This is a genomic window from Maritalea mediterranea (genome assembly GCF_021568695.1).
Taxonomy (GTDB): domain Bacteria; phylum Pseudomonadota; class Alphaproteobacteria; order Rhizobiales; family Devosiaceae; genus Maritalea; species Maritalea mediterranea.
In genome coordinates this window covers 256,180-276,344 of the sequence record NZ_JAKGTI010000001.1, presented here as the reverse complement: position 1 = coordinate 276,344, position 20,165 = coordinate 256,180, and the positions used below count along the sequence as shown (strand labels likewise).

The 20,165-nt window shown below is 56.7% G+C and carries 20 protein-coding genes; 11 read left to right on the top strand and 9 right to left on the bottom strand.

Features of this window, described 5'->3' with window-relative positions; all coding sequences use genetic code 11:
• Positions 1-52 precede the first annotated feature (52 nt).
• Entirely contained in the window at positions 53-505 is a 453-nt protein-coding gene (locus L1I42_RS01340; protein WP_236112706.1) for a MaoC/PaaZ C-terminal domain-containing protein, read from the bottom strand.
• Positions 502-1,392, bottom strand: coding sequence for a LysR family transcriptional regulator (locus tag L1I42_RS01335; protein WP_236112705.1), 891 nt, complete (start codon positions 1,390-1,392; stop codon positions 502-504). The genes L1I42_RS01340 and L1I42_RS01335 overlap by 4 nt, the downstream gene beginning before the upstream one ends.
• Positions 1,393-1,582: 190 nt before the next feature.
• On the opposite strand from L1I42_RS01335, the gene L1I42_RS01330 reads away from it, so the two are divergent.
• Genes L1I42_RS01330 through L1I42_RS01285 form a run of 10 tightly spaced genes read left to right on the top strand, consistent with a single transcriptional unit; the run spans position 1,583 to position 11,460 of the window.
• Positions 1,583-3,082, top strand: a complete 1,500-nt coding sequence (locus L1I42_RS01330; protein WP_236112704.1) for a CoA-acylating methylmalonate-semialdehyde dehydrogenase — start codon at positions 1,583-1,585, stop codon at positions 3,080-3,082.
• Positions 3,083-3,088: 6 nt separating this feature from the next.
• Complete coding sequence (locus L1I42_RS01325) at positions 3,089-4,231, top strand: acyl-CoA dehydrogenase family protein (RefSeq protein ID WP_236112703.1); 1,143 nt, start codon at positions 3,089-3,091, stop codon at positions 4,229-4,231.
• Positions 4,228-5,268, top strand: coding sequence for an enoyl-CoA hydratase/isomerase family protein (locus L1I42_RS01320; protein WP_236112702.1), 1,041 nt, complete (start codon positions 4,228-4,230; stop codon positions 5,266-5,268). The genes L1I42_RS01325 and L1I42_RS01320 overlap by 4 nt, the downstream gene beginning before the upstream one ends.
• A 32-nt stretch (positions 5,269-5,300) precedes the next feature.
• Complete coding sequence (gene mmsB / locus L1I42_RS01315; RefSeq protein WP_236112701.1) at positions 5,301-6,185, top strand: 3-hydroxyisobutyrate dehydrogenase; 885 nt, start codon at positions 5,301-5,303, stop codon at positions 6,183-6,185.
• A 39-nt stretch (positions 6,186-6,224) separates the two neighbouring features.
• Positions 6,225-6,998 carry an enoyl-CoA hydratase-related protein gene (locus L1I42_RS01310; RefSeq protein ID WP_236112700.1) on the top strand — a complete coding sequence of 258 codons (774 nt, stop codon included), beginning with the start codon at positions 6,225-6,227 and terminating at the stop codon, positions 6,996-6,998.
• 2 nt (positions 6,999-7,000) lie between these two features.
• Complete coding sequence (locus tag L1I42_RS01305) at positions 7,001-7,771, top strand: SDR family NAD(P)-dependent oxidoreductase (protein WP_236112699.1); 771 nt, start codon at positions 7,001-7,003, stop codon at positions 7,769-7,771.
• A gap of 9 nt (positions 7,772-7,780) precedes the next feature.
• A complete protein-coding gene (locus L1I42_RS01300) occupies positions 7,781-8,965 on the top strand; it encodes an acetyl-CoA C-acyltransferase (protein ID WP_236112698.1) in 1,185 nt (394 codons plus the stop codon).
• A 17-nt stretch (positions 8,966-8,982) separates the two neighbouring features.
• Entirely contained in the window at positions 8,983-9,732 is a 750-nt protein-coding gene (locus tag L1I42_RS01295; RefSeq protein ID WP_236112697.1) for an electron transfer flavoprotein subunit beta/FixA family protein, read from the top strand.
• A complete protein-coding gene (locus L1I42_RS01290; protein ID WP_236112696.1) occupies positions 9,732-10,664 on the top strand; it encodes an electron transfer flavoprotein subunit alpha/FixB family protein in 933 nt (310 codons plus the stop codon). Before L1I42_RS01295 ends, L1I42_RS01290 begins: the two co-directional genes overlap by 1 nt.
• 1 nt (position 10,665) lies before the next feature.
• Positions 10,666-11,460 carry an enoyl-CoA hydratase-related protein gene (locus L1I42_RS01285; RefSeq protein WP_236112695.1) on the top strand — a complete coding sequence of 265 codons (795 nt, stop codon included), beginning with the start codon at positions 10,666-10,668 and terminating at the stop codon, positions 11,458-11,460.
• Positions 11,461-11,520: 60 nt separating this feature from the next.
• Here L1I42_RS01285 and L1I42_RS01280 read toward each other — a convergent pair whose 3' ends face one another.
• Entirely contained in the window at positions 11,521-11,658 is a 138-nt protein-coding gene (locus L1I42_RS01280) for a hypothetical protein (protein WP_236112694.1), read from the bottom strand.
• A 156-nt stretch (positions 11,659-11,814) separates the two neighbouring features.
• On the opposite strand from L1I42_RS01280, the gene L1I42_RS01275 reads away from it, so the two are divergent.
• Positions 11,815-12,567, top strand: coding sequence for a DUF1028 domain-containing protein (locus tag L1I42_RS01275; protein WP_236112693.1), 753 nt, complete (start codon positions 11,815-11,817; stop codon positions 12,565-12,567).
• 440 nt (positions 12,568-13,007) lie between these two features.
• On the opposite strand, the gene L1I42_RS01270 is transcribed toward L1I42_RS01275, so the two are convergent.
• From L1I42_RS01270 to L1I42_RS01245, 6 genes are read right to left on the bottom strand one after another with little or no spacing between them, the layout of a single operon-like run.
• Complete coding sequence (locus L1I42_RS01270) at positions 13,008-13,796, bottom strand: crotonase/enoyl-CoA hydratase family protein (protein WP_236112692.1); 789 nt, start codon at positions 13,794-13,796, stop codon at positions 13,008-13,010.
• A gap of 4 nt (positions 13,797-13,800) precedes the next feature.
• Entirely contained in the window at positions 13,801-14,649 is an 849-nt protein-coding gene (locus tag L1I42_RS01265; protein WP_236112691.1) for a hydroxymethylglutaryl-CoA lyase, read from the bottom strand.
• Positions 14,642-16,615 carry an acetyl/propionyl/methylcrotonyl-CoA carboxylase subunit alpha gene (locus L1I42_RS01260; protein WP_236112690.1) on the bottom strand — a complete coding sequence of 658 codons (1,974 nt, stop codon included), beginning with the start codon at positions 16,613-16,615 and terminating at the stop codon, positions 14,642-14,644. Before L1I42_RS01260 ends, L1I42_RS01265 begins: the two co-directional genes overlap by 8 nt.
• Positions 16,616-16,624: 9 nt before the next feature.
• The gene (locus L1I42_RS01255; protein WP_236112689.1) at positions 16,625-18,229 is read right to left on the bottom strand and encodes a carboxyl transferase domain-containing protein; all 1,605 of its coding nucleotides are present in this window, start codon (positions 18,227-18,229) and stop codon (positions 16,625-16,627) included.
• Positions 18,226-18,972, bottom strand: a complete 747-nt coding sequence (locus L1I42_RS01250) for a flavodoxin family protein (RefSeq protein ID WP_236112688.1) — start codon at positions 18,970-18,972, stop codon at positions 18,226-18,228. Before L1I42_RS01250 ends, L1I42_RS01255 begins: the two co-directional genes overlap by 4 nt.
• A 34-nt stretch (positions 18,973-19,006) precedes the next feature.
• Positions 19,007-20,155 (bottom strand): isovaleryl-CoA dehydrogenase, encoded by a 1,149-nt coding sequence (locus L1I42_RS01245; protein ID WP_500796432.1) that lies wholly within the window; start codon positions 20,153-20,155, stop codon positions 19,007-19,009.
• Positions 20,156-20,165 lie beyond the last annotated feature (10 nt).

Below are 20,165 nucleotides of genomic sequence, written 5' to 3'. Positions count from 1 at the left end.
GGTCGTTTATGCAGGCGAGTTGGGCGGGCTTGTGGGCGCTTTGGAGGAAATATTATCCCTCGCGGCAGGGCACCAAACAGGTCCATTTTTGGGTGGCGACCAGCTTGCCGGTGTCGAGATTGATGGTGTTGAGCAAAATGCCGACATAGCCGCGCGGGGCGGTGCGGGATTTGGTGAGCTCGACGATTTCGCCTTTAACGGTGACGCTTTCGCCCGGATAGACCGGGGCGGCGAATTTTAGGTCGTCGATGCGCATGCCGATCAGTGGGTTTTGGCCGAAGGGCTTGATCAGCGCCATCAGGCGCATGGTGGCGGACAGGGTTTGCCAGCCGGAGGCGATGATGGTGCCGAAGGGGCCGTCTTTCGCCTCTTCTTCATTCACATGGATGAATTGCGGGTCATATTCTGAAGCGAATTCGTGCACCTTTTCTGCCGTCAGCGTGTAGGTTTCGGTTTCGAATTTTTCGCCGAGGGTCAAATCTTCAAAATAGCGGGTCTTTGTCATGCTCTTGCTTTCAGGCGCTGTTGCACATCTTTGGTGATAAAATCGGCCACCGTGCGCACACGGGTTAAATGGGCCAAGTCTTCGTGGATGGTGAGCCACAGATCGCGCTTGATCTCCACTTCATCAGGCAGGATGGGGATCAGGTTGGCGTGATCTTTGGCAATGTAATCAGGCAGGATGCAGACCCCGGCCCCGTCGACCGCCAATTGCAATTGCACATGCAGGCTGGTGGCGGTGAGGTGGGCTTTGAGCGACGGGTCGACACTGGGGATATAATCCAGCTCCTTATCGAAAATCATATCCGGGATATAGCCGATGCCGCGCACGCGCTTTAGATCGCGGCGGGTGACGATTTCCGCATGATTGTCGAGATAGGTTTGCGCGCCATAAATATGCAGGGCATAGGACGCGATTTTGCGGATTTTGACGCGGCCTGTTTGCGGCCGTGAGCCGGTAATCACAAAATCGGCCTCGCGCTTGGAGAGCGAGAAGTTGCGCGGCACGGTGATCAATTGCACTTCCAATTGCGGGTGCAGGCGGCAGAGTTCTGCCGCGCCTTCCGCCAAAAGAAAGCTGGCGACGCCTTCATGGGCGCCGATGCGCACGGGGCCGGACAGGTCCGAGCGCTTGTCGCTCAATTCATCAATGGCGCGCATGGCATCGCTTTCCACCTGCTCAGCGATGGGCAGCATTTTCAGCCCGGCATCGGAAAGAGCATAGCCCTGGGGCGAGCGGTGGAACAGCTTGGTTTTGATATTGTCTTCCAGCGCGGCAATGCGGCGCGACACGGTGGCGTGATCGACGCCCAGTTGGGCGGCGGCCAAAGTGAGCGTGCCATGGCGGGCCACAGCGAGGAAAAACCGAAAATCGTCCCAATTGGTGCGCATAATGGCGTGAGATTAGCTGATGTGTTACACTATAGCTACTGTATTTTTGCACAATGGTTTTGCTTGATTTGTTGTTGAACGCCCATTCACGCACAATATGATGCGGGCGATATGTTTTTTAAGGCGCAGTTTGCGCAGCGCACAGCGATAGCTGATTTTGCGCGCAAGGGATCTGGAGGAGGCCCGAGCAATGAACGAGATCACCCACTTTATCAATGGCGAACATGTTAAGGGCACATCTGGCCGTTTTGCTGATGTGTTGAACCCGGCAACTGGCGAAGTGCAGGCCAAAGTGCCGCTGGCCAGCAAGGACGAATTGGCCAAGGCCATCGAGATTGCCAAGGAAGCGCAAATCGCTTGGGGCAACACCAATGCACAACGCCGTGGCCGCGTGATGATGAAATTTGTTGAGCTGTTGCATCGCGATATGGACAAGCTGGCGGAAGCCCTGTCGCGCGAGCATGGCAAAACCTTGCCCGATGCTAAAGGCGACGTGGTGCGCGGGTTGGAAGTGGCCGAATTTTCCATCGGTGCGCCGCACTTTATGAAGGGCGAATATAGCGCCGCCGCCTCAACCGGCATTGACATTTATTCCATGCGCCAGCCTTTGGGCGTTGTGGCAGGCATTACCCCGTTCAACTTCCCGGCCATGATCCCGATGTGGAAATTCTGTCCGGCGATTGCGGCGGGCAATGCGTTTATCTTGAAGCCGTCCGAGCGCGATCCATCTGTGCCGAACATGCTGGCAGAATTGATGATTGAAGCGGGCCTGCCCAAGGGCGTATTGAATGTGGTGCATGGGGACAAAGAAGCCGTGGACGGCATTTTGGACCATGAAGATATTCAAGCCATCGGCTTTGTGGGCTCGACCCCGATTGCGGAATATATTTATTCGCGCGGTTCTGCGAACGGTAAGCGCGTGCAATGTTTTGGCGGCGCGAAAAACCATATGATCATCATGCCGGATGCGGACATTGAACAAGCCGTGGATGCGCTGGTGGGCGCTGGGTATGGCGCGGCGGGCGAACGCTGCATGGCCATTTCAGTTGCCGTGCCTGTGGGCAAGGAAACCGCCGACAAATTGGTAGCCGCTTTGAAACCCCGCGTGGAAGCGCTGCGGGTTGGTCCTTACACCGAGGGCGACAAGGTGGACTTTGGCCCGCTGGTGACCGGCGAGGCGCTGAAGCGCGTGACCGGACTGGTGGATAAAGGCGTTGAAGAAGGCGCTGACCTTGTGGTGGATGGTCGTGGCTTTAAGCACAGCACCAACCCCAACGGATACTTTATCGGCCCTTGCCTGTTCGACAATGTGACCGAAGGCATGGACATCTATAAAGAAGAGATTTTCGGCCCTGTGCTTTCTGTGATGCGGGCGGAAACTTATGAGGATGCGGTGGGCTATGCCATGCGCCATGAATATGGCAATGGCGTCGCGATTTTCACCCGCGATGGCGACACCGCGCGTGACTTCACCCACCGGATCAATGTGGGCATGGTTGGCGTAAACGTGCCGATTCCTGTGCCGCTGGCCTATTACACCTTTGGCGGTTGGAAACGCTCCGGCTTTGGCGATTTGAACCAGCATGGCCCGGATGCGTTCCGCTTCTATACGCGCACCAAAACGGTGACCTCGCGTTGGCCTTCTGGCGTGAAAGAAGGCGCGAGCTTCACCATTCCTGTGATGGAGTAATCCGAGATGGATTTTGCATTAAGCGAAGAACAAAGCGCCATTTTTGATATGGCGCGGGAATTTGCCGCCGAGAACATTGCACCCTTCGCGGTGGAATGGGATCAGGCCAAGCATTTTCCGCTGGATGTGATCAAACAAACAGCCGAATTGGGCATGGCGGGCATTTATGTGCGCGACGATATTGGCGGCTCTGACCTGACGCGGTTGGATGCGGCGCTGATTTTTGAAGCCCTGTCCCATGGTTGCCCGGCCACGGCCTCGTTCCTCTCCATCCACAATATGTGTGCCTGGATGATCGACCGCTTTGGCAGCGAAGAGATGCGCCAAGAATGGGGCCCACAGCTTTGCACTATGGACAAGGTGGCCAGCTATTGCCTGACCGAGCCGGGTTGTGGCTCGGATGCGGCGGCGCTGAAAACCACGGCCAAGCGTGACGGCGACGAGTACGTGCTGAACGGCACCAAGAGCTTTATTTCCGGCGGCGGCGTGTCTGATCTTTATATCGTGATGGCGCGCACCGGCGAAGAAGGCCCGAAAGGCATTTCAGCCATCTTGGTGGAAAAGGGCACAGAAGGCCTGAGCTATGGCGCCAATGAAAAGAAGATGGGCTGGAACGTGCAGCCCACCTCTGAAGTGGTGATGAACAATGTGCGCGTGCCAGTGTCCAATCTGTTGGGCACGGAAGGCGACGGGTTCAAATATGCCATGAAGGGGCTTGATGGCGGGCGGTTGAACATTGCCGCCAGCGCCTTGGGCGCAGCGCAAGCGGCGCTCGACAAGACGCTGAGCTATATGGAAGAGCGCAAAGCCTTTGGCAAAAGCATCAACCAGTTTCAAGCGTTGCAATTCCGCTTGGCGGATATGGAAATCGAGCTGCAAGCGGCCCGCACCTTTCTTTACAAGGCAGCTTGGACTTACGATCAGCAATTACCCGAGGCGACCAAATATTGCGCCATGGCCAAGCGGTTTGTGACCGACACGGCGTTCGATGTGGCCAACCAGGCGCTACAACTGCATGGTGGTTATGGCTATCTGGCTGATTATGGCATTGAGAAAATTGTGCGGGATTTGCGGGTGCACCAGATTTTGGAAGGCACCAACGAGATCATGCGCCTGATCGTGGCGCGGCAACTATTGAGTGCAAAATGAGCGAGAAAGAAGTTCTGATTTCGAGCCAGAATGGGGTTGGACACATGGTGCTCAACCGCCCCAAAGCCCTGAACGCTTTGAGCCACCAGATGGTGCTGGATATGCTTGAGGCCATGAAGGTATGGCAGGGCGATCCAGACATTCATGCGGTGCTGATTGAGGGCGCGGGTGACCGTGCCTTTTGCGCGGGTGGTGACATTCAAGCGGTTTATGAAAATGGCCGCACCGACCATGATGGGGTGATGCAGTTCTGGCGCGACGAATATGAATTGAACGCGCTGATTGAGAATTATACCAAGCCCTATGTGGCCATGATGCATGGCTTTATCATGGGCGGTGGTGTGGGCGTTTCTGCCCATGGCAGCCACCGGATTGTGACCGATAATTCCATTATCTCCATGCCGGAAACGGGCATTGGATTTTTGCCCGATGTGGGCGGCACTTATTTGCTATCGCGCGCACCGGGCGGCTTAGGGTATTTCTACGGGTTGACCGGCGGACGTATGACTGCCGATGATGCCATCTATGGTGGATTTGCGGATTATTACGTACCGGAGGACAAGTTTGACGCGCTGAAAGAGGCCATTTTGGCAGGCGGCGATGTGGACGAATTGATCAAGGCCCATGCGGGCACACCGCCAGAAGGCGATGCGCGCTGGCACCACACGCAAATTGCCGACTGGTTTGCCGACAAGAGCTTTGACGACGCGATCGCAGCGATTGAAGCGGATGAAAGCGAGTTTGCGCAAAAGGCCTTGAAGGTCTTGAAGCGGCAATGTCCACTATCGGTGAAATCGGCCTTTCACGCCATCAACGAAGCGAAGCAGATGGACAGCATTGAGCCCTGTTTAGGTCAGGAATTCCGCTACGCCGATGCATCGCTTTATGACGTGAATTTTTACGAGGGCATTCGCGCCGCGATCATTGAAAAAGATCGCAACCCGCAATGGGTGCCCGCAACGCTCGACCAGGTGAGCGACCAAATGGTGTCAGCCATGTTCAAGCCGCTTGGGGAAAAAGAGCTGAGTTTAAAATAGCCGTTGGGACGGCTTGTCTTTGGGAGGACAGCATGAAGATCGCATTTATCGGACTGGGCAATATGGGCGGCCCCATGGCCGCAAACCTATCCACCGCCGGGCACGAGGTGTTGGGCTTTGATTTGAACCAGGAGATTGCGCAAAAAGCGGCGGCCAAGGGCGTGCAGCTTGCCCATAGCGCCGAAGGCGCGGTGGAAGGCGCCGATGTGGTGATCTCAATGCTGCCCAACGGCAATATTGTGCTGAGCGTTTATAAGCAGCTTTTGGGGCTGGCGAACAAAGGTACTGTGTTTCTGGATTGCTCCACCATTGATGTGAAAAGCGCCGAGGAAGCCCATGCCATGGCGAAAGAGGCGGGCATGTTGAGCCTTGATGCGCCGGTTTCCGGCGGCGTGGGCGGCGCGGAAGCGGGCACGCTGACCTTTATGGTGGGCGGCAGTGACGATGCCTATGGCAAGGCGAAGCCCTTGTTTGACATTATGGGGCAAAAGGCGGTGCATTGCGGCGCGGGCGGCGCCGGACAAGCCGCTAAAATCTGCAACAATATGCTGTTGGCGATTTCCATGATCGGCACGGCGGAAGCGTTTAATCTGGCGGACAAGCTCAACCTCGATAAATCTGCATTATTTGATGTCATTTCCACATCATCCGGCTCTTGCTGGAGCGTGAACACTTATTGTCCGGTGCCCGGCGTTGGGCCGGAAAGCCCCGCTGACCGGGACTATAAGCCGGGTTTTGATGCCAGCCTGATGCTGAAAGATCTGAAATTGAGCCAGGACGCGGCTAGCCAAACGGATAGTGCCACCCCCCTTGGCGCGCACGCCACATCATTGTATGAAAAGTATGTCGAAAAACACGGCGTGGGGCACGATTTTTCTGGCATCATCAACGATTTGGATGCGCTTGACAAAAGTTAGGCGCACCAATTTCCAATTTTGATCGAGCTAAAGGATAGCGTGATGACCGATGTTATTTTGGTGGAACAGGTCGAACGGGTGGTCAAAATCACCCTCAATCGCCCGGACGCGCTGAATGCGCTGAATCTTGATGTGATGGAAGCGGTGGCCTCCGCACTGGAACAATATGACCGCGACCCCAATGTGGGCTGCTTTGTGATCACCGGATCCGAAAAAGCATTTGCCGCCGGGGCGGACATCAAGGAAATGCAGGACAAGAGTGCAACCGACATGCTGAACGCGGACTGGTTTGCCGGATGGGACCGCCTATCGCGCATTCGCACGCCGATTTTGGCGGCGGTGAACGGCTATGCCCTTGGTGGTGGCTGTGAACTGGCCATGATGTGCGATGTGATTTATGCAGGCGACCGCGCCAAGTTCGGCCAACCGGAAATCAAGCTTGGGGTGATCCCAGGCATGGGCGGGTCGCAACGACTGACCAAGGCCGTGGGCAAATATAAAGCCATGGACATGATTTTGACCGGTCGGATGATGGACGCCACCGAAGCGGAGCGCTGCAATTTGGCGGCGCGGGTTTTTGATGCCGATAAGCTGGTGGATGAAGTGATGAACATTGCCAAAGAGATTGCTGGCTTCGGCAAACTCTCCGTGATGGCCGGCAAAGAAGCGGTGAACCGCGCGCTTGAGGGCGGCTTGACCGAGGGCGTTTTGTTTGAGCGCCGGAGCTTTCATGGCCTGTTTTCCAGCCACGACCAAAAAGAAGGCATGGCGGCCTTCAGCGAAAAACGCGACGCCAACTTCAAGGGTGAATAAATATGCATATTAATGATGAACTGACCGTTGTCGTATCCGGCGGCGCGTCTGGTCTGGGTGAAGGCGTAGCGCGGCACCTGGCGATTTTGGGCGCGCGGGTCGGTATTTTCGATCTGAATGAAGAAGATGGCCAACGGGTGGCCGACGAGATTGGCGGCGCCTTTGCCAAGGTGGATGTGTCGGATGCCGACAGTGTTGATCGCGGTTTTGAACATGTGCGCGGCCAACTGGGGCAAGAGCGGGTGATGGTGAACTGCGCCGGCATTGCGCCGGGCGCCAAAACCGTGGACCGCGACGGCAATCCGCATGATGCGGGCCTGTTTGCCAAAACATTGGGTGTCAATCTGATTGGCAGCTTTAACTGCGCCTCGCAATCTGCCGCAGGCATGGTGAAAATGGATGCGCTTTCAGGTGATGGCGAACGCGGTGTGATCATCAACACCGCCTCTGTGGCCGCTTATGAAGGCCAGATTGGCCAGATCGCTTATTCCGCCTCAAAGGGCGGCATTGTGGGCATGACCCTGCCGATGGCGCGGGATTTGTCGCGCGACGGGGTGCGGGTTTTGTCGATTGCACCGGGTATCTTTTTGACACCTATGATGAAAGGTTTCTCGCAAGAGGTTCAGGATTCACTGGCGGAAAACACCCCCTTCCCCAAACGGTTGGGACACCCGGAAGATTTTGCCAAATTGGTGGAACATATCATCATCAACAGCATGTTGAATGGCGAGACCATTCGGCTTGATGGCGCGGTGCGGTTGCAACCGCGATAGGAGCATTTCATGACAGACCATATTGTGATTGTTGACGCAGCCCGGACCCCGATGGGCGGGCTGCAAGGTGATCTGGGCGCGGCGAGTGCACCGGACCTGGGTGCCACCGCGATCAAGGCCGCCGTGGAGCGCGCGGGCCTTTCGCCAGAAGATATTTCTGAAGTGCTGATGGGCAATGTGCTCAATGCCGGAATCGGCCAGGCCCCTGCCCGTCAGGCAGCGCTGGGTGCCGGGCTGAAGCTGGGCACCGCCTGCACCACCATTTCCAAAGTGTGCGGCTCGGGCATGAAAGCGGTGATGCTGGCACACGATCAGCTGAAAGCGGACAATGGTGACATTGTCGTGGCGGGCGGCATGGAAAGCATGACCAACGCGCCTTATCTGTTGCCGAAAATGCGCAGCGGCGCGCGCATGGGCCATTCGGAAGTGATCGACCATATGTTTTTTGATGGGCTGCAAAACGCCTATGACAAGCATGAATTGATGGGCGAATTTGCTGAAAATTGCGCGAGTAAATATAGCTTTAGCCGCGAACAACAAGATGAATTTGCCCTCGGGTCGCTGAACAAGGCACTTGCGGCGCAAGAGTCAGGTGCATTCGACAAAGAAATTACCGCGGTAACGATCAAGGGCCGCAAGGGCGATGTGACCGTGGATAAAGACGAGCAGCCCGGCAATGCCCGCCCGGACAAAATTCCACAATTGCGCCCGGCCTTTGCCAAGGATGGCACGGTGACTGCGGCCAATGCGTCCTCCATCTCTGATGGCGCGGCGGCGCTTGTGCTGATGCGCGAAAGTGATGCCAAGGCCAAGGGGCTGAAGATCCGTGCGCGGATCATCGGCCATCAAAGCCATGCGCATGAGCCAGGCTGGTTCACCACAGCGCCTGTACCTGCCATGCAAAAACTGATCGACAAGATTGGCTGGGCTGTTAATGATGTTGATCTTTGGGAAATCAATGAGGCCTTTGCCGTTGTGACTCTGGCGGCGATACATGACCTCAAGATTGATGCGGACAAGGTGAATATTCACGGCGGTGCCTGTGCCCTTGGCCACCCAATTGGCGCTTCTGGCGCACGAATTTTGGTGACGCTCTTGCACGCGCTTGAACACACCTCTAAGAAACGCGGTGTTGCCTCGCTTTGTATCGGTGGGGGTGAAGCAACGGCCATGGCAATTGAGATTGCCGACTAACTTACGGAGAGCCAAAGATGAAAATTCTTGTACCCGTGAAACGGGTCGTTGATTACAACGTCAAGATCCGCGTGAAGGCGGATGGAACGGGCGTTGATCTCGCCAATGTGAAAATGAGCATGAACCCCTTTGACGAAATTGCCGTTGAAGAGGCGTTGAAGCTGAAAGAAGCCGGCAAGGCAGAAGAAGTGATCGTTGTGTCAATTGGCCCGGAAAAGGCGCAGGAAACCTTGCGCACTGGCCTGGCCATGGGCGCGGATCGCGGCATTCTGATCAAGACCGACGAGACGGTTGAGCCTCTTGATGTGGCCAAGTTGCTGAAAGCCGTCGTGGATGAAGAACAGCCACAATTGGTGATTTTGGGCAAGCAGGCCATTGATGATGATGCCAACCAGACCGGCCAGATGCTGGGCGCATTGCTCGGCTGGGGCCAGGGCACTTTCGCCTATGATGTCGAGCTGAGCGGTGATGGCGTGGATGTGACCCGCGAAGTGGATGGCGGTTTGCAAACCGTATCGCTTTCCCTGCCCGCGATCATCACCACAGATTTGCGCCTCAATGAGCCGCGCTATGCCTCTTTGCCGAACATTATGAAGGCCAAGAAAAAGCCTTTGGACGTTAAAGAGCCGGGCGATTATGGCGTTGAGATCAAAAACCGGTTGACCGTTCTTGAAACCACTGAGCCGCCAAAGCGCAAGGCAGGCATTAAAGTGGGTTCAGTTGCAGAGCTGGTTGATAAGTTGAAGAACGAAGCGGGGGCAATCTAATGACGACACTTTTGATTGCTGAACATGACAATAAAGCCTTGAACGAAGCCACGTTGCGCGCGGCCAGCGCCGCGGCAAAGCTGGGCGATGGTTTTGATGTTCTGGTGGCCGGTGAAGGCGCGGGTGCCGTTGCCGAAGAAGCCGCGAAAATTGCCGGTGCGGGCAAAGTTTTGAACGCGGACAATGCGGCCTTTGCCCACCAATTGGCGGAGCCTGTTGCAGACCTGATCGTCTCCTTGGCTGATGGTTACGATGCGATTGTGGCCCCGGCGACCTCCAACTGGAAAAATACCCTGCCCCGCGTGGCGGCTTTGCTCGATGTGATGCAGATTTCTGACATTACGGAAGTGGTGAGCGGTGACACATTTGTCCGCCCGATCTATGCGGGCAATGCGTTCCAAAAAGTACAGACCAGCGACGCCAAAAAGGTGATCACTGTGCGCACCACGGCCTTCGAAGCGGCAGCCACTGATGGCAGTGCCAGCGTTGAAGCGGTGGACAATACACCGAACAATGCCATCTCCAGCTTTAAGAGCGAGCAATTGGCTGGTGGTGATCGGGTGGACCTGGCCAGCGCCAAAGTTGTGGTCTCCGGCGGTCGTGCATTCGGTTCCAAGGAGAAGTTCAACGAACTGCTTGAGCCTTTGGCCGACAAGCTGGGCGCCGCACTTGGCGCGTCTCGCGCGGCGGTGGATGCGGGCTATGCCCCCAACGATTGGCAAGTGGGCCAGACCGGCAAGGTTGTCGCGCCCAAACTTTACATCGCCATCGGCATTTCCGGCGCGATCCAGCACTTGGCGGGCATGAAAGACAGCACCACCATCGTCGCGATCAATAGCGACGAAGATGCGCCGATCTTCTCCGTGGCCGATTATGGCCTGGTGGGCGATCTGTTCGAGCTGGTGCCTGAACTGACCTCGGCGCTTGACTAAGATGAGCCTGCCCACGCTGACCGATGCCAAGCTGGAATTGGATGCTGGCGTGGCCACGCTGACCTTTTGCCGTGAGGACGTGTTAAACGCCCTCACCGGCACCAACCTTATCGACGACATCATTCACACATTGGATTGGGCCGAGGCCAGCCCGGATGTCGGCTGTGTGATCCTCACCGGCACAGGCAAGGGCTTTTCCTCTGGTGGCAATGTGAAAGACATGCACGAGCGCACCGGCATGTTTTCCGGCGGGGTGGATGATATCGCGGCGGCCTACAAAGCCACCATCCAGCGTATTCCGATGAAATTTGCCGAACTGAGCGTGCCGGTGATCGCCGCGATCAATGGCGTGGCTGTGGGCGCTGGCTTTGACCTCACCGCCATGTGCGATATCCGCATCGCCGCCGACCATGCCCGCTTTGGCGAAAATTTTGTCAATATGGGGCTGATCCCCGGCGACGGCGGCGCTTACTTCTTACAGCGCGTCGTCGGCTATCAACGCGCCGCAGAGCTGACTTTTACCGGGCGGCTATTTGATGCCAAAGAAGCCAAGGAAATCGGCTTTTTGCTGGATGCGGTGCCAGCGGAGGAATTGATGGACCGGGCCACCACCCTGGCGCAAGAAATCGCCGCAAAGCCGCATTATCAAGTGCGGCAATCCAAATTGCTGATGCGCAAGGCGCAGCAGATGAACCTGTCGGACTTTTTGGACCATACCGCCCTGGTGCAAGGCACCTGCCACCATTCTAACGCCCATAAAGAGGCGGTGGCGGCGTTTGTGAACAAGAAAAGCTAAATCCTGCCGCATCTTGCGGACGTGGCAGGACCTTTCGGTTAGACCGAACGAATTAGGCGCTTATGCGCTTTTTTTGCGCTCTGGGCCTTTTGAGGAAGTGTTGGGATTGTTCCGGTTCACTTCGCGTTGTTCGTTGGACTTTTTATCGTCTTTCAAGCGGCGTTCATTGGCTTGTTTGGTCACATCAACTTTGGACATTTATATTTTCCTTTTCATCCAGTGTTGTAGATGCGCGATATCAACGATGCATAAGGTCGGAAAGTTCCGGCCCCTTTAAAATAATTTTTGCATCAGCGTTGGGCCATCAAACAAGGGGTGCTAGTTTTAACAAAACAAAGCTGGGGGACCTACCAAATGACCTACTCAATCGTCGCAAAAGACAAAGAAACTGGCATGGTCGGGGTCATCGTCGCCAGCCGCTTCTTCGCGGCCGGGGCGATGGTGCCCTATATGGGTGCGGACTTCGCGATTGCGTCGCAGAGCAGGGTGAACCCGCTTTGGGGCACAGAAGGGCGGCAGATGCTGGCGCAGGGCGAAAGCGCGCAACATGTGCTCAATTGCATGGTGGCCAAGGATGAAGGCCGCGCCACCCGCCAATGCCATATGCTCGATCAAAGCGGACAATCAGCTGCTTTTACCGGCGATGACTGCATTGATTTTGCCGGACATGAGATTGGCGATGGCTTTTCGGTGGCGGGCAATATGTTAGCCGGAGAGGCAGTGGTGCAAGAAACCGCCCGCGCCTATCGCAACCATATGCATCAGCCTTTTGCAGAACGCTTGATGACCGCTATGGAAGCCGGTGAAGCGGCGGGCGGCGACAAACGCGGCAAGCAATCGGCCGGATTGGTGATCCATCGCGGCGAACCCTATCCGTGGCTGGATATCCGCGCTGACGATCATGAAGACCCACTGGCCGAATTGCGCCGCCTCTATGATGTGGCGCAGGAGACCTATTTGATTGTGGCCGACTATTTGCCCACTCAAGAGCACTTTAGCGGGCGGCCCGATGAAGCCGATCTTGAAGGCAAAATTGAAGCCAACAAGGCGCGGCGGGAACAGGACGGCAAAAAGAGCCAGTCTCGCGCCACCGGCACGGAGATGTGAACCGTCAATTAGAAGAACTCATCCTCTTTTTTTGGCCGCACCCCACCCTTACGCCCTGCCACAAGAGGAGGGAGGCTGCATATTAGGAATGAACAGTGGGAGAGGAACAATCTATTGTCCGGCTCTATGTGGCCGTCCCGGCCTTGAGCCGGGACCAATAGCCACGGCTAAACCGTGAACGAAGAATACTTTTTGCGCGCTGCAAAGCTATTGAAACCTGAACATTAGCCGCTGGCAAGGCCTGCCCTCCCCTTGATGGGGAGGGTTGGGGACGGGTGATAGCTGAAGAAATTCCGTTCCTCAGTCCTACAAGACGAGCCCCTTCACGGCCCGTTTGGACGCGGTGGCGCAAATAGCTGGCGGGTGTCCGACGCCCCCCACCCTCAATCCCTCCCCACCAGGGGGAGGGAAGAGTTTTGGGGGCAATATTGAGCTTAACTCTACTGCACCCAGTTCGCCTTGCGCTTCTCGAAGAACGCGCCGATGCCCTCTTGCGCGTCTGGCGTTTCCCAGGTGTCGGCCAGTTGGCGGATGGTGTCATCGATCAGCGTTTCATCGAGGCGGGGGCCGAGTTGGCGGGCGAGCTTTTTCGCGGCGTTGACCGCTTGCGGTGAGGTGGCAAAATAGGGTTTGATTTCGGCTTCTACCGCTTCATCCAACATTTCAAACGGCACTGATTTGGCCACAAGGCCCAATTGTTGCGCCCGATCTGGTCCGAACAGGGCGGCAGAGAAAAAGACCTGACGGGCATTGCCCTCGCCCATCCGCGCCACCACATAGGGGCTGATGGTGGCCGGGATTAGCCCGAGCTTGGTTTCCGTGAGGCCGAATTTGGCATGGTCAGCCGCCACGACCATATCGCACACCGCCATCATGCCGACGCCGCCGCCAAAGGCGTTGCCATTGACCTTGCCGATCAGCGGTTTTTCCAGCGTGTTCAGCGCAAACAGCATCATGGCCAGCTTTTTCGCTTCCGCCATGCGGGTGGCGCGATCCGCAGCAAACTGCTCGCGCATCCAGTTGAGATCGCCGCCAGCGCAGAAGCTTTTACCTGCGCCCGTGAGCACCACCACACGGATTGTCTCATCCCGATTGATCTCAGCCGTCGCGGCAGTGAGTTCAGCAATCATATCTGCGCTCATGGCATTGTGTTTTTCGGCACGATTCAGCGTGAGCGTGGCGACGCCTTGGGCATCGGTTTCTAGGGAAATGGTGGTGTAATCGGGCATGATGCTATCCCTTTAAGCTTTGGGCAAATTGGCTGGCTTTGGCGAGTCTTTCAAGGTCGAGGCCGGTGGCGAAGCCTTTGCTGTGAAGCAGGTTGGCGACTTTTTCAGTGGCGACATTGCCTTTGGCGCCGGGGGCGTAAGGGCAACCGCCGAGGCCGCCGACGGCGGCGTCGAAAGTCCGCAGGCCATAGCCGAGGCACACTTCGATATTGTCCAAAGCGCGAGCGTGGGTATCGTGGAAGTGGCCGGCCAGTTTGGCGATGGGCACGTGCTGTTGCACCGCTTGCAGCATCAAAGAAGTGGTTTCGGGCGTGGCGGCACCGATGGTGTCGCCGAGGCTGATTTCATAACAGCCCATATCGTAAAGCGCTTTGGCAACGCGGGCGGTGCTTTCCGGTGGCGTGGGTCCATCATAGGGGCAATCGGTGACGCAGGAGACATAGCCGCGCACGGGGATATTATCGGCCTTGGCGGCGGCGAGCACGGGGGCGAACCGCTCCAGGCTTTCATCGATGGAGCAATTGATGTTTTTCTGGCTGAACCCTTCAGACGCGGAGGCGAAGATGGCGACTTCGTCGGCGCGGGCGGCTTTCGCGCCTTCATAGCCGCGCAGATTGGGCGTGAGCGCCGCATAGGCAATGGCCGGATTGCGATTAATGCCCGCCAGCACCTCGGCCGCGTCGGCCATTTGCGGCACCCATTTGGGCGAGACAAAGCTGGTGACTTCAATTTTGCTGAAGCCGCAATCGGACAAAAGATCGACCAGATTGATTTTGTCGGCGGTGTCGATCAGCTTTTTCTCGTTTTGCAGCCCGTCGCGCGGCCCCATCTCAAACAAGGTGACCTTATCCATCTTCAGGCTCCAGCGTGATCAGCATGGCACCATCTTGCACCTGATCGCCGAGGGACACCAGCACCTCGGCCACCATCCCATCGCGCGGGGCGGCGAGCGCGTGTTCCATTTTCATCGCCTCGATGGTGATCAGCTTGTCGCCCTTTTTCACCGCCTGCCCGGCCTTGGCCTTGAGGTCGACAATGGCCCCCGGCATGGGCGAAATCACATTGTCGCCGTTGGTGGCGTCTTCGGCCAGTTCAACTTCGACAATGTCGAACTGGTGGCGTTGACCATCGGCAAACAGGGTGAGCTGATTGTGGGCCTGATGGGTCCGCATCTTTTGCTGGTGGTCACCGAAGTTCAGCACTAATTTATCGCCCTCCAGTTTGGCTGATTTCACCTCAACGGTTTGATCGTCAAACGCGACTTGGTAGGCGCCCTCCAGAAGCTGGATGCGGCCGATGATTTCGCGGTCGGCATGGTGCAGATGCAGGGGCAGGCTTTCGCCGGGCCATGCACGATAGGCGGGCAGGCTCTGCCAGATATCCGTGCTTGGTTTTTGCGCCAGATTGCTGGCCACGATGAACGCGGCGGCGATGGTTTCGGCGGGCAGCGTGGCCGGTTCGATCAACGCATCGAGATCGCGGTCAATCAGGCCCGTATCCACTTTGCCTTGGGCAAAATCCTGATGCTCGGTGAGGGCTTTCAAAAAGTCCTTATTGGTGACCAGCCCAACAATCTCGCTATTGCCCAAGGCTTTGTTGAGCTTTTGTAGGGATTCGGCGCGGTCATTGGCGTGCACGGTGATTTTGGCGATCATCGGATCGTAGAAGGGCGAGATTTCATCGCCTGTGGCCACGCCGGAATCGATACGGGCGGTTTGATCATCGAGCGCCAGATGCTGCAAGGTGCCGGTGGCGGGCAGAAAGCCCTTGGGCACATCTTCCGCATAGAGCCGCGCTTCGAACGCCCACCCATTGATCGACAAGTCGTCTTGTGCCATGGGCAGATGTTCGCCGCTGGCGACGCGCAATTGCCAGGCCACCAGATCCTGCCCGGTGATCAATTCGGTCACCGGATGTTCCACCTGCAAGCGGGTGTTCATTTCCATAAAAAAGAAGCCGTTCGGGTTGAGCCCGTCGGCGGCATCCACGATAAATTCCACCGTGCCTGCACCGGAATAGTTGATCGCTTTCGCTGCCTTGACCGCCGCCTCGCCCATGGCGTTGCGCATCTCTTCGGTCATGCCCGGCGCGGGGGCTTCTTCGATCACCTTTTGGTGGCGGCGTTGCAGCGAGCAATCGCGCTCGAACAGATGCACAGCGTTGCCATGATCATCGCCAAAGACCTGAATTTCGATATGGCGCGGGGTGGTGATGTATTTTTCGATCAGCACCCGCGGGTCGCCAAAACTGGACTGGCCTTCGCGCATGGCCCCTTCCAGCGCTGACTTAAACTCTTTCGGGTCGTCCACACGGCGCATGCCTTTGCCGCCGCCGCCTGCGCGGGCCTTGATCAACACCGGATAACCGATCTTTTCGGCTTCTGCCGCGAGGAAATCAGCGTCCTGATTGTCGCCGTGATAGCCGGGCACCACGGGGACATTCGCTTCGACCATTAAAGCCTTGGCCGCGTCTTTCAGGCCCATTTTGCGGATCGCATCAGCAGAGGGGCCGATAAAGCGGATATTGTTGGCTTCCAGCGCCTCAACGAAGTCTGGATTTTCGGAAAGGAACCCATAGCCCGGATGCACCGCTTCCGCGCTGGTGCGCTTGACGATCTCAATGATCTTGTCGGCCTTCAAATAGCTTTCCGCCACGGGGCTGGGGCCAATATGATAGGCCTCGTCCGCCATCTGCACATGCTGGGCGTTGGCGTCCGCATCGGAATAGATGGCGACACATTGGATGCCCATTTGCTGCGCCGTGCGCATAACGCGACATGCAATTTCACCCCGGTTGGCAATCAGAATTTTCTTAAACATGCACAACTCCTACATTCTGAAGAGGCCGAATTGCGTGTCCGCAATTGGGGCGTTGAGGGCAGCACTGAGCGAGAGTGCCAGATGATCGCGGGTGCGGCCGGGGTGGATGATGCCATCGTCCCAGAGGCGAGCGGAGGCGTAGAGCGGGTGGGACTGCTCTTCGAACTGATCGATGATCGGTTGTTTGAATTGTTGCTCTTCTTCCGCAGACCATTCAACGCCTTTTCGCTCCAGCCCGTCGCGGCGGACGGTGGCGAGAACGCCTGCGGCTTGTTCACCGCCCATCACCGAGATGCGGGAGTTGGGCCAGGTCCACAAAAAGCGTGGCTGATAGGCGCGGCCGCACATGCCATAATTGCCCGCGCCGAAGGAACCGCCAACCAGCACGGTGATTTTCGGCACCGAGGTGGTGGCCACGGCGGTCACCAGCTTGGCACCATTTTTGGCAATGCCTTCATTTTCATATTTGCGGCCGACCATAAAGCCGGTGATGTTTTGCAAAAAGACCAACGGGATTTTGCGCTGGGAGCACAGCTCCACAAAGTGTGCGCCTTTAACAGCGCTTTCGGAAAACAGCACCCCATTATTGGCGATGATGCCCACGGGCATACCGTGAATATGGGCAAAACCGCAGACCAGCGTGGTGCCATAGCGGGCTTTAAACTCTTCAAAGCGCGAGGCATCGACCACGCGAGCAATCACCTCGCGAATATCGTAGGGCGTTTTCAAATCGCCGGGGACAACGCCGATGATCTCATTGGGGTCATAAAGCGGGTCTTCGGGCGCTTGGGTGAGCAGGCTTGACGGTTTTTGCCGATTGAGATTGGCCACCGCTTCGCGAGCCAGTTGCAGGGCATGTTCGTCATTTTCGGCCAAATGATCGGCCACGCCGGAGAGGCGCGTATGCACATCGCCGCCGCCCAAATCTTCCGCCGTAACCACTTCACCGGTGGCGGCTTTCACCAATGGGGGACCGGCCAAAAAGATGGTGCCTTGGTTTTTCACAATGATGGTTTCATCCGACATGGCGGGCACATAAGCGCCGCCTGCGGTACACGACCCCATCACCACCGCAATCTGCGCAATACCCTTGGCGGACATATTGGCCTGATTGTAAAAAATTCGGCCAAAGTGATCGCGGTCGGCAAAGACTTCGTCCTGATTGGGCAGGTTGGCGCCGCCACTATCCACCAGATAAACGCAGGGCAGATGGTTTTCGAGGGCGATTTCTTGCGCCCGCAAATGTTTTTTGACGGTCATGGGATAATAGGTGCCGCCCTTTACGGTGGCATCATTGCACACCACCATCACCTCCTGCCCGGCCACGCGGCCAATGCCGGTGATCAGGCCCGCGCCGGGGGCGTCGCCATTGTAAAGGCCGTGGGCCGCCGTGGCGCCGACTTCCAGAAAAGGTGAGCCGGGATCGAGCAATTTGGCCACCCGATCACGCGGCAGCAATTTGCCGCGCGACGTGTGACGCTCGCGCGATTTCTCGCCGCCGCCCTGCCGGACGATTTCAACCGCCTCTTCAATCTGCGCCATCTGGTCCAGCAGCGCTTTTTGATTGGTTTTAAAGCTCTCTGACGCGGTGGAGATTTGGGATTTAATGATCATGCGCGATATCCAGGATTTTGATGATCAAAGCGCGTGCCCGCTTGCAGCGCTTTGCGATCATTGCCGTAATTTGGGATGCCGCCCGCATCTTTGAGCATGCGGGCCATATGCATCAGATTCCAAGTCATGATGGTGGTGTTGCGTTGGGTGAAATCATTGTCGAACCCGACCTTGCCGCCATCTTCTTTGTCGTCGCCATAGGAGGGGCCGGGGCCGATCTCGCCAATCCAGCCGCAATCGGCCTGAGGCGGAATGGTCAGCCCCAAATGTTGCAACGCATATAGAATGGTCATGGACGAATGCTTCACGCCATCTTCATTGCCGGTGATGACCGCGCCACCCACCTTATTGTAATAGATGGATTGGTTTTTCGCATTGAGCTCGCCGGACATGGCATAGAGCCGCTCAATAATCACGCGGCAGATCGAGCTTTCTTCGCCCAACCAGATCGGCGTGCCGATCACCAGAATGTCGGCATCAAGCACCTTGGGCCATAATTGCGGCCAGTCATCACGGTCGGCGCCATGCTCAGTCATATCGGGATAGACGCCAAAGGCGATGTGGTGATCGGCGGCGTGGATAAAGTCGACGCCAACATGGTGCTGGCGCATAATATCGGCCGAGGCTTGCATCAACAAAGCGGTGTGACTATCGCTTTGAGATTTTTTCAGCGAGGTGTTGATGAACACCGCCTTTAAATCATCAAAGGTTGACTTCAACTCTGGCGCATCTTGATCTGTCATGTCGTTTCTCCCTTCAAAGAGGAACGGTAGAGCGCTATTTTGTTTCCGTAAACATCTCGCGACCGATCAACATGCGGCGAATTTCGCTGGTGCCCGCGCCGATTTCATAAAGCTTCGCATCGCGTAGCAAACGGCCTGTTGGATATTCGTTAATATAGCCATTGCCGCCCAGAAGCTGGATGCCATCGAGAGCGCATTGGGTTGCTTTTTCAGCAGAATAAAGAATGCAGCCCGCGGCATCTTTACGGGTGGTTTCGCCCCGGTCGCAGGCTTGCGCCACGGCATAAACATAGGCGCGACAGGCATTCATGGTGGAATAGATGTCGGCCAATTTGCCCTGCACCAATTGGAACTCGCCAATGGCCTGGTTGAATTGCTTGCGCTCATGCACATAAGGCACGGCCACATCAAGCACGGCATGCATGATGCCCACTGGGCCAGCGGCCAGCACGACGCGCTCATAGTCCAACCCGGACATCAAAACGCGCACGCCTTTGTTCAATTCGCCCAGAATATTTTCTTCCGGCACAAAGCAATCTTTAAACACCAGCTCACAGGTGTTGGAGCCGCGCATGCCCAGCTTGTCGAGCTTTTGCGCGGTGGAAAATCCGTCCATGCCTTTTTCGATTATAAAGGCAGTGATGCCTTTGGAATTGGCTTCAGGGTCGGTTTTGGCATAGACCACCAGCGTATCTGCGTCAGGGCCGTTGGTGATCCACATTTTGTTGCCGGTGAGGCTATAGCCGCCATCGACCTTTTTGGCGCGCAATTGCATGGACACCACGTCTGACCCGGCGCCGGGTTCGGACATGGCCAAGGCGCCCACATGATCGCCGGAGATCAGCTTGGGCAGATATTTCTCTTTTTGCACCTGGGTGCCATTGCGGTAAATCTGGTTGACGCACAGATTGGAGTGTGCGCCATAAGACAAGCCGACAGAGGCCGAGGCGCGGCTGATTTCTTCCACGATCACGCAGTGGGCCAAATAGCCCATTTCCGCGCCGCCAAACTCTTCTGATACGGTGACGCCCAACAAGCCCAACTCACCAAACTCTTTCCAAAGCTCGTTGGGGAATTCGTTGGTTTCGTCAATCTTGGCCGCCATGGGCGCGATGCGATCCTGCGCAAAGCGGTGCACCATTTCGCGCAAGGCTTCAATATCCTCCCCAAGGGCGAAATTCATTCCGGTTGTG

Excerpts from the sequence above, each read along its gene's own strand:
- L1I42_RS01330 (WP_236112704.1), top strand. The coding sequence starts at position 1,583 with ATGAACGAGATCACCCACTTTATCAATGGCGAACATGTTAAGGGCACA.
- L1I42_RS01245 (WP_500796432.1), bottom strand. The coding sequence starts at position 20,155 with ATGAATTTCGCCCTTGGGGAGGATATTGAAGCCTTGCGCGAAATGGTG.
- L1I42_RS01255 (WP_236112689.1), bottom strand. The coding sequence starts at position 18,229 with ATGATCATTAAATCCCAAATCTCCACCGCGTCAGAGAGCTTTAAAACC.
- L1I42_RS01285 (WP_236112695.1), top strand. The coding sequence starts at position 10,666 with ATGAGCCTGCCCACGCTGACCGATGCCAAGCTGGAATTGGATGCTGGC.
- L1I42_RS01295 (WP_236112697.1), top strand. The coding sequence starts at position 8,983 with ATGAAAATTCTTGTACCCGTGAAACGGGTCGTTGATTACAACGTCAAG.
- L1I42_RS01320 (WP_236112702.1), top strand. The coding sequence starts at position 4,228 with ATGAGCGAGAAAGAAGTTCTGATTTCGAGCCAGAATGGGGTTGGACAC.
- L1I42_RS01325 (WP_236112703.1), top strand. The coding sequence starts at position 3,089 with ATGGATTTTGCATTAAGCGAAGAACAAAGCGCCATTTTTGATATGGCG.
- L1I42_RS01290 (WP_236112696.1), top strand. The coding sequence starts at position 9,732 with ATGACGACACTTTTGATTGCTGAACATGACAATAAAGCCTTGAACGAA.
- L1I42_RS01275 (WP_236112693.1), top strand. The coding sequence starts at position 11,815 with ATGACCTACTCAATCGTCGCAAAAGACAAAGAAACTGGCATGGTCGGG.
- L1I42_RS01335 (WP_236112705.1), bottom strand. The coding sequence starts at position 1,392 with ATGCGCACCAATTGGGACGATTTTCGGTTTTTCCTCGCTGTGGCCCGC.
- L1I42_RS01300 (WP_236112698.1), top strand. The coding sequence starts at position 7,781 with ATGACAGACCATATTGTGATTGTTGACGCAGCCCGGACCCCGATGGGC.
- L1I42_RS01260 (WP_236112690.1), bottom strand. The coding sequence starts at position 16,615 with ATGTTTAAGAAAATTCTGATTGCCAACCGGGGTGAAATTGCATGTCGC.
- L1I42_RS01305 (WP_236112699.1), top strand. The coding sequence starts at position 7,001 with ATGCATATTAATGATGAACTGACCGTTGTCGTATCCGGCGGCGCGTCT.
- mmsB (WP_236112701.1), top strand. The coding sequence starts at position 5,301 with ATGAAGATCGCATTTATCGGACTGGGCAATATGGGCGGCCCCATGGCC.
- L1I42_RS01340 (WP_236112706.1), bottom strand. The coding sequence starts at position 505 with ATGACAAAGACCCGCTATTTTGAAGATTTGACCCTCGGCGAAAAATTC.
- L1I42_RS01265 (WP_236112691.1), bottom strand. The coding sequence starts at position 14,649 with ATGGATAAGGTCACCTTGTTTGAGATGGGGCCGCGCGACGGGCTGCAA.
- L1I42_RS01250 (WP_236112688.1), bottom strand. The coding sequence starts at position 18,972 with ATGACAGATCAAGATGCGCCAGAGTTGAAGTCAACCTTTGATGATTTA.
- L1I42_RS01280 (WP_236112694.1), bottom strand. The coding sequence starts at position 11,658 with ATGTCCAAAGTTGATGTGACCAAACAAGCCAATGAACGCCGCTTGAAA.
- L1I42_RS01270 (WP_236112692.1), bottom strand. The coding sequence starts at position 13,796 with ATGCCCGATTACACCACCATTTCCCTAGAAACCGATGCCCAAGGCGTC.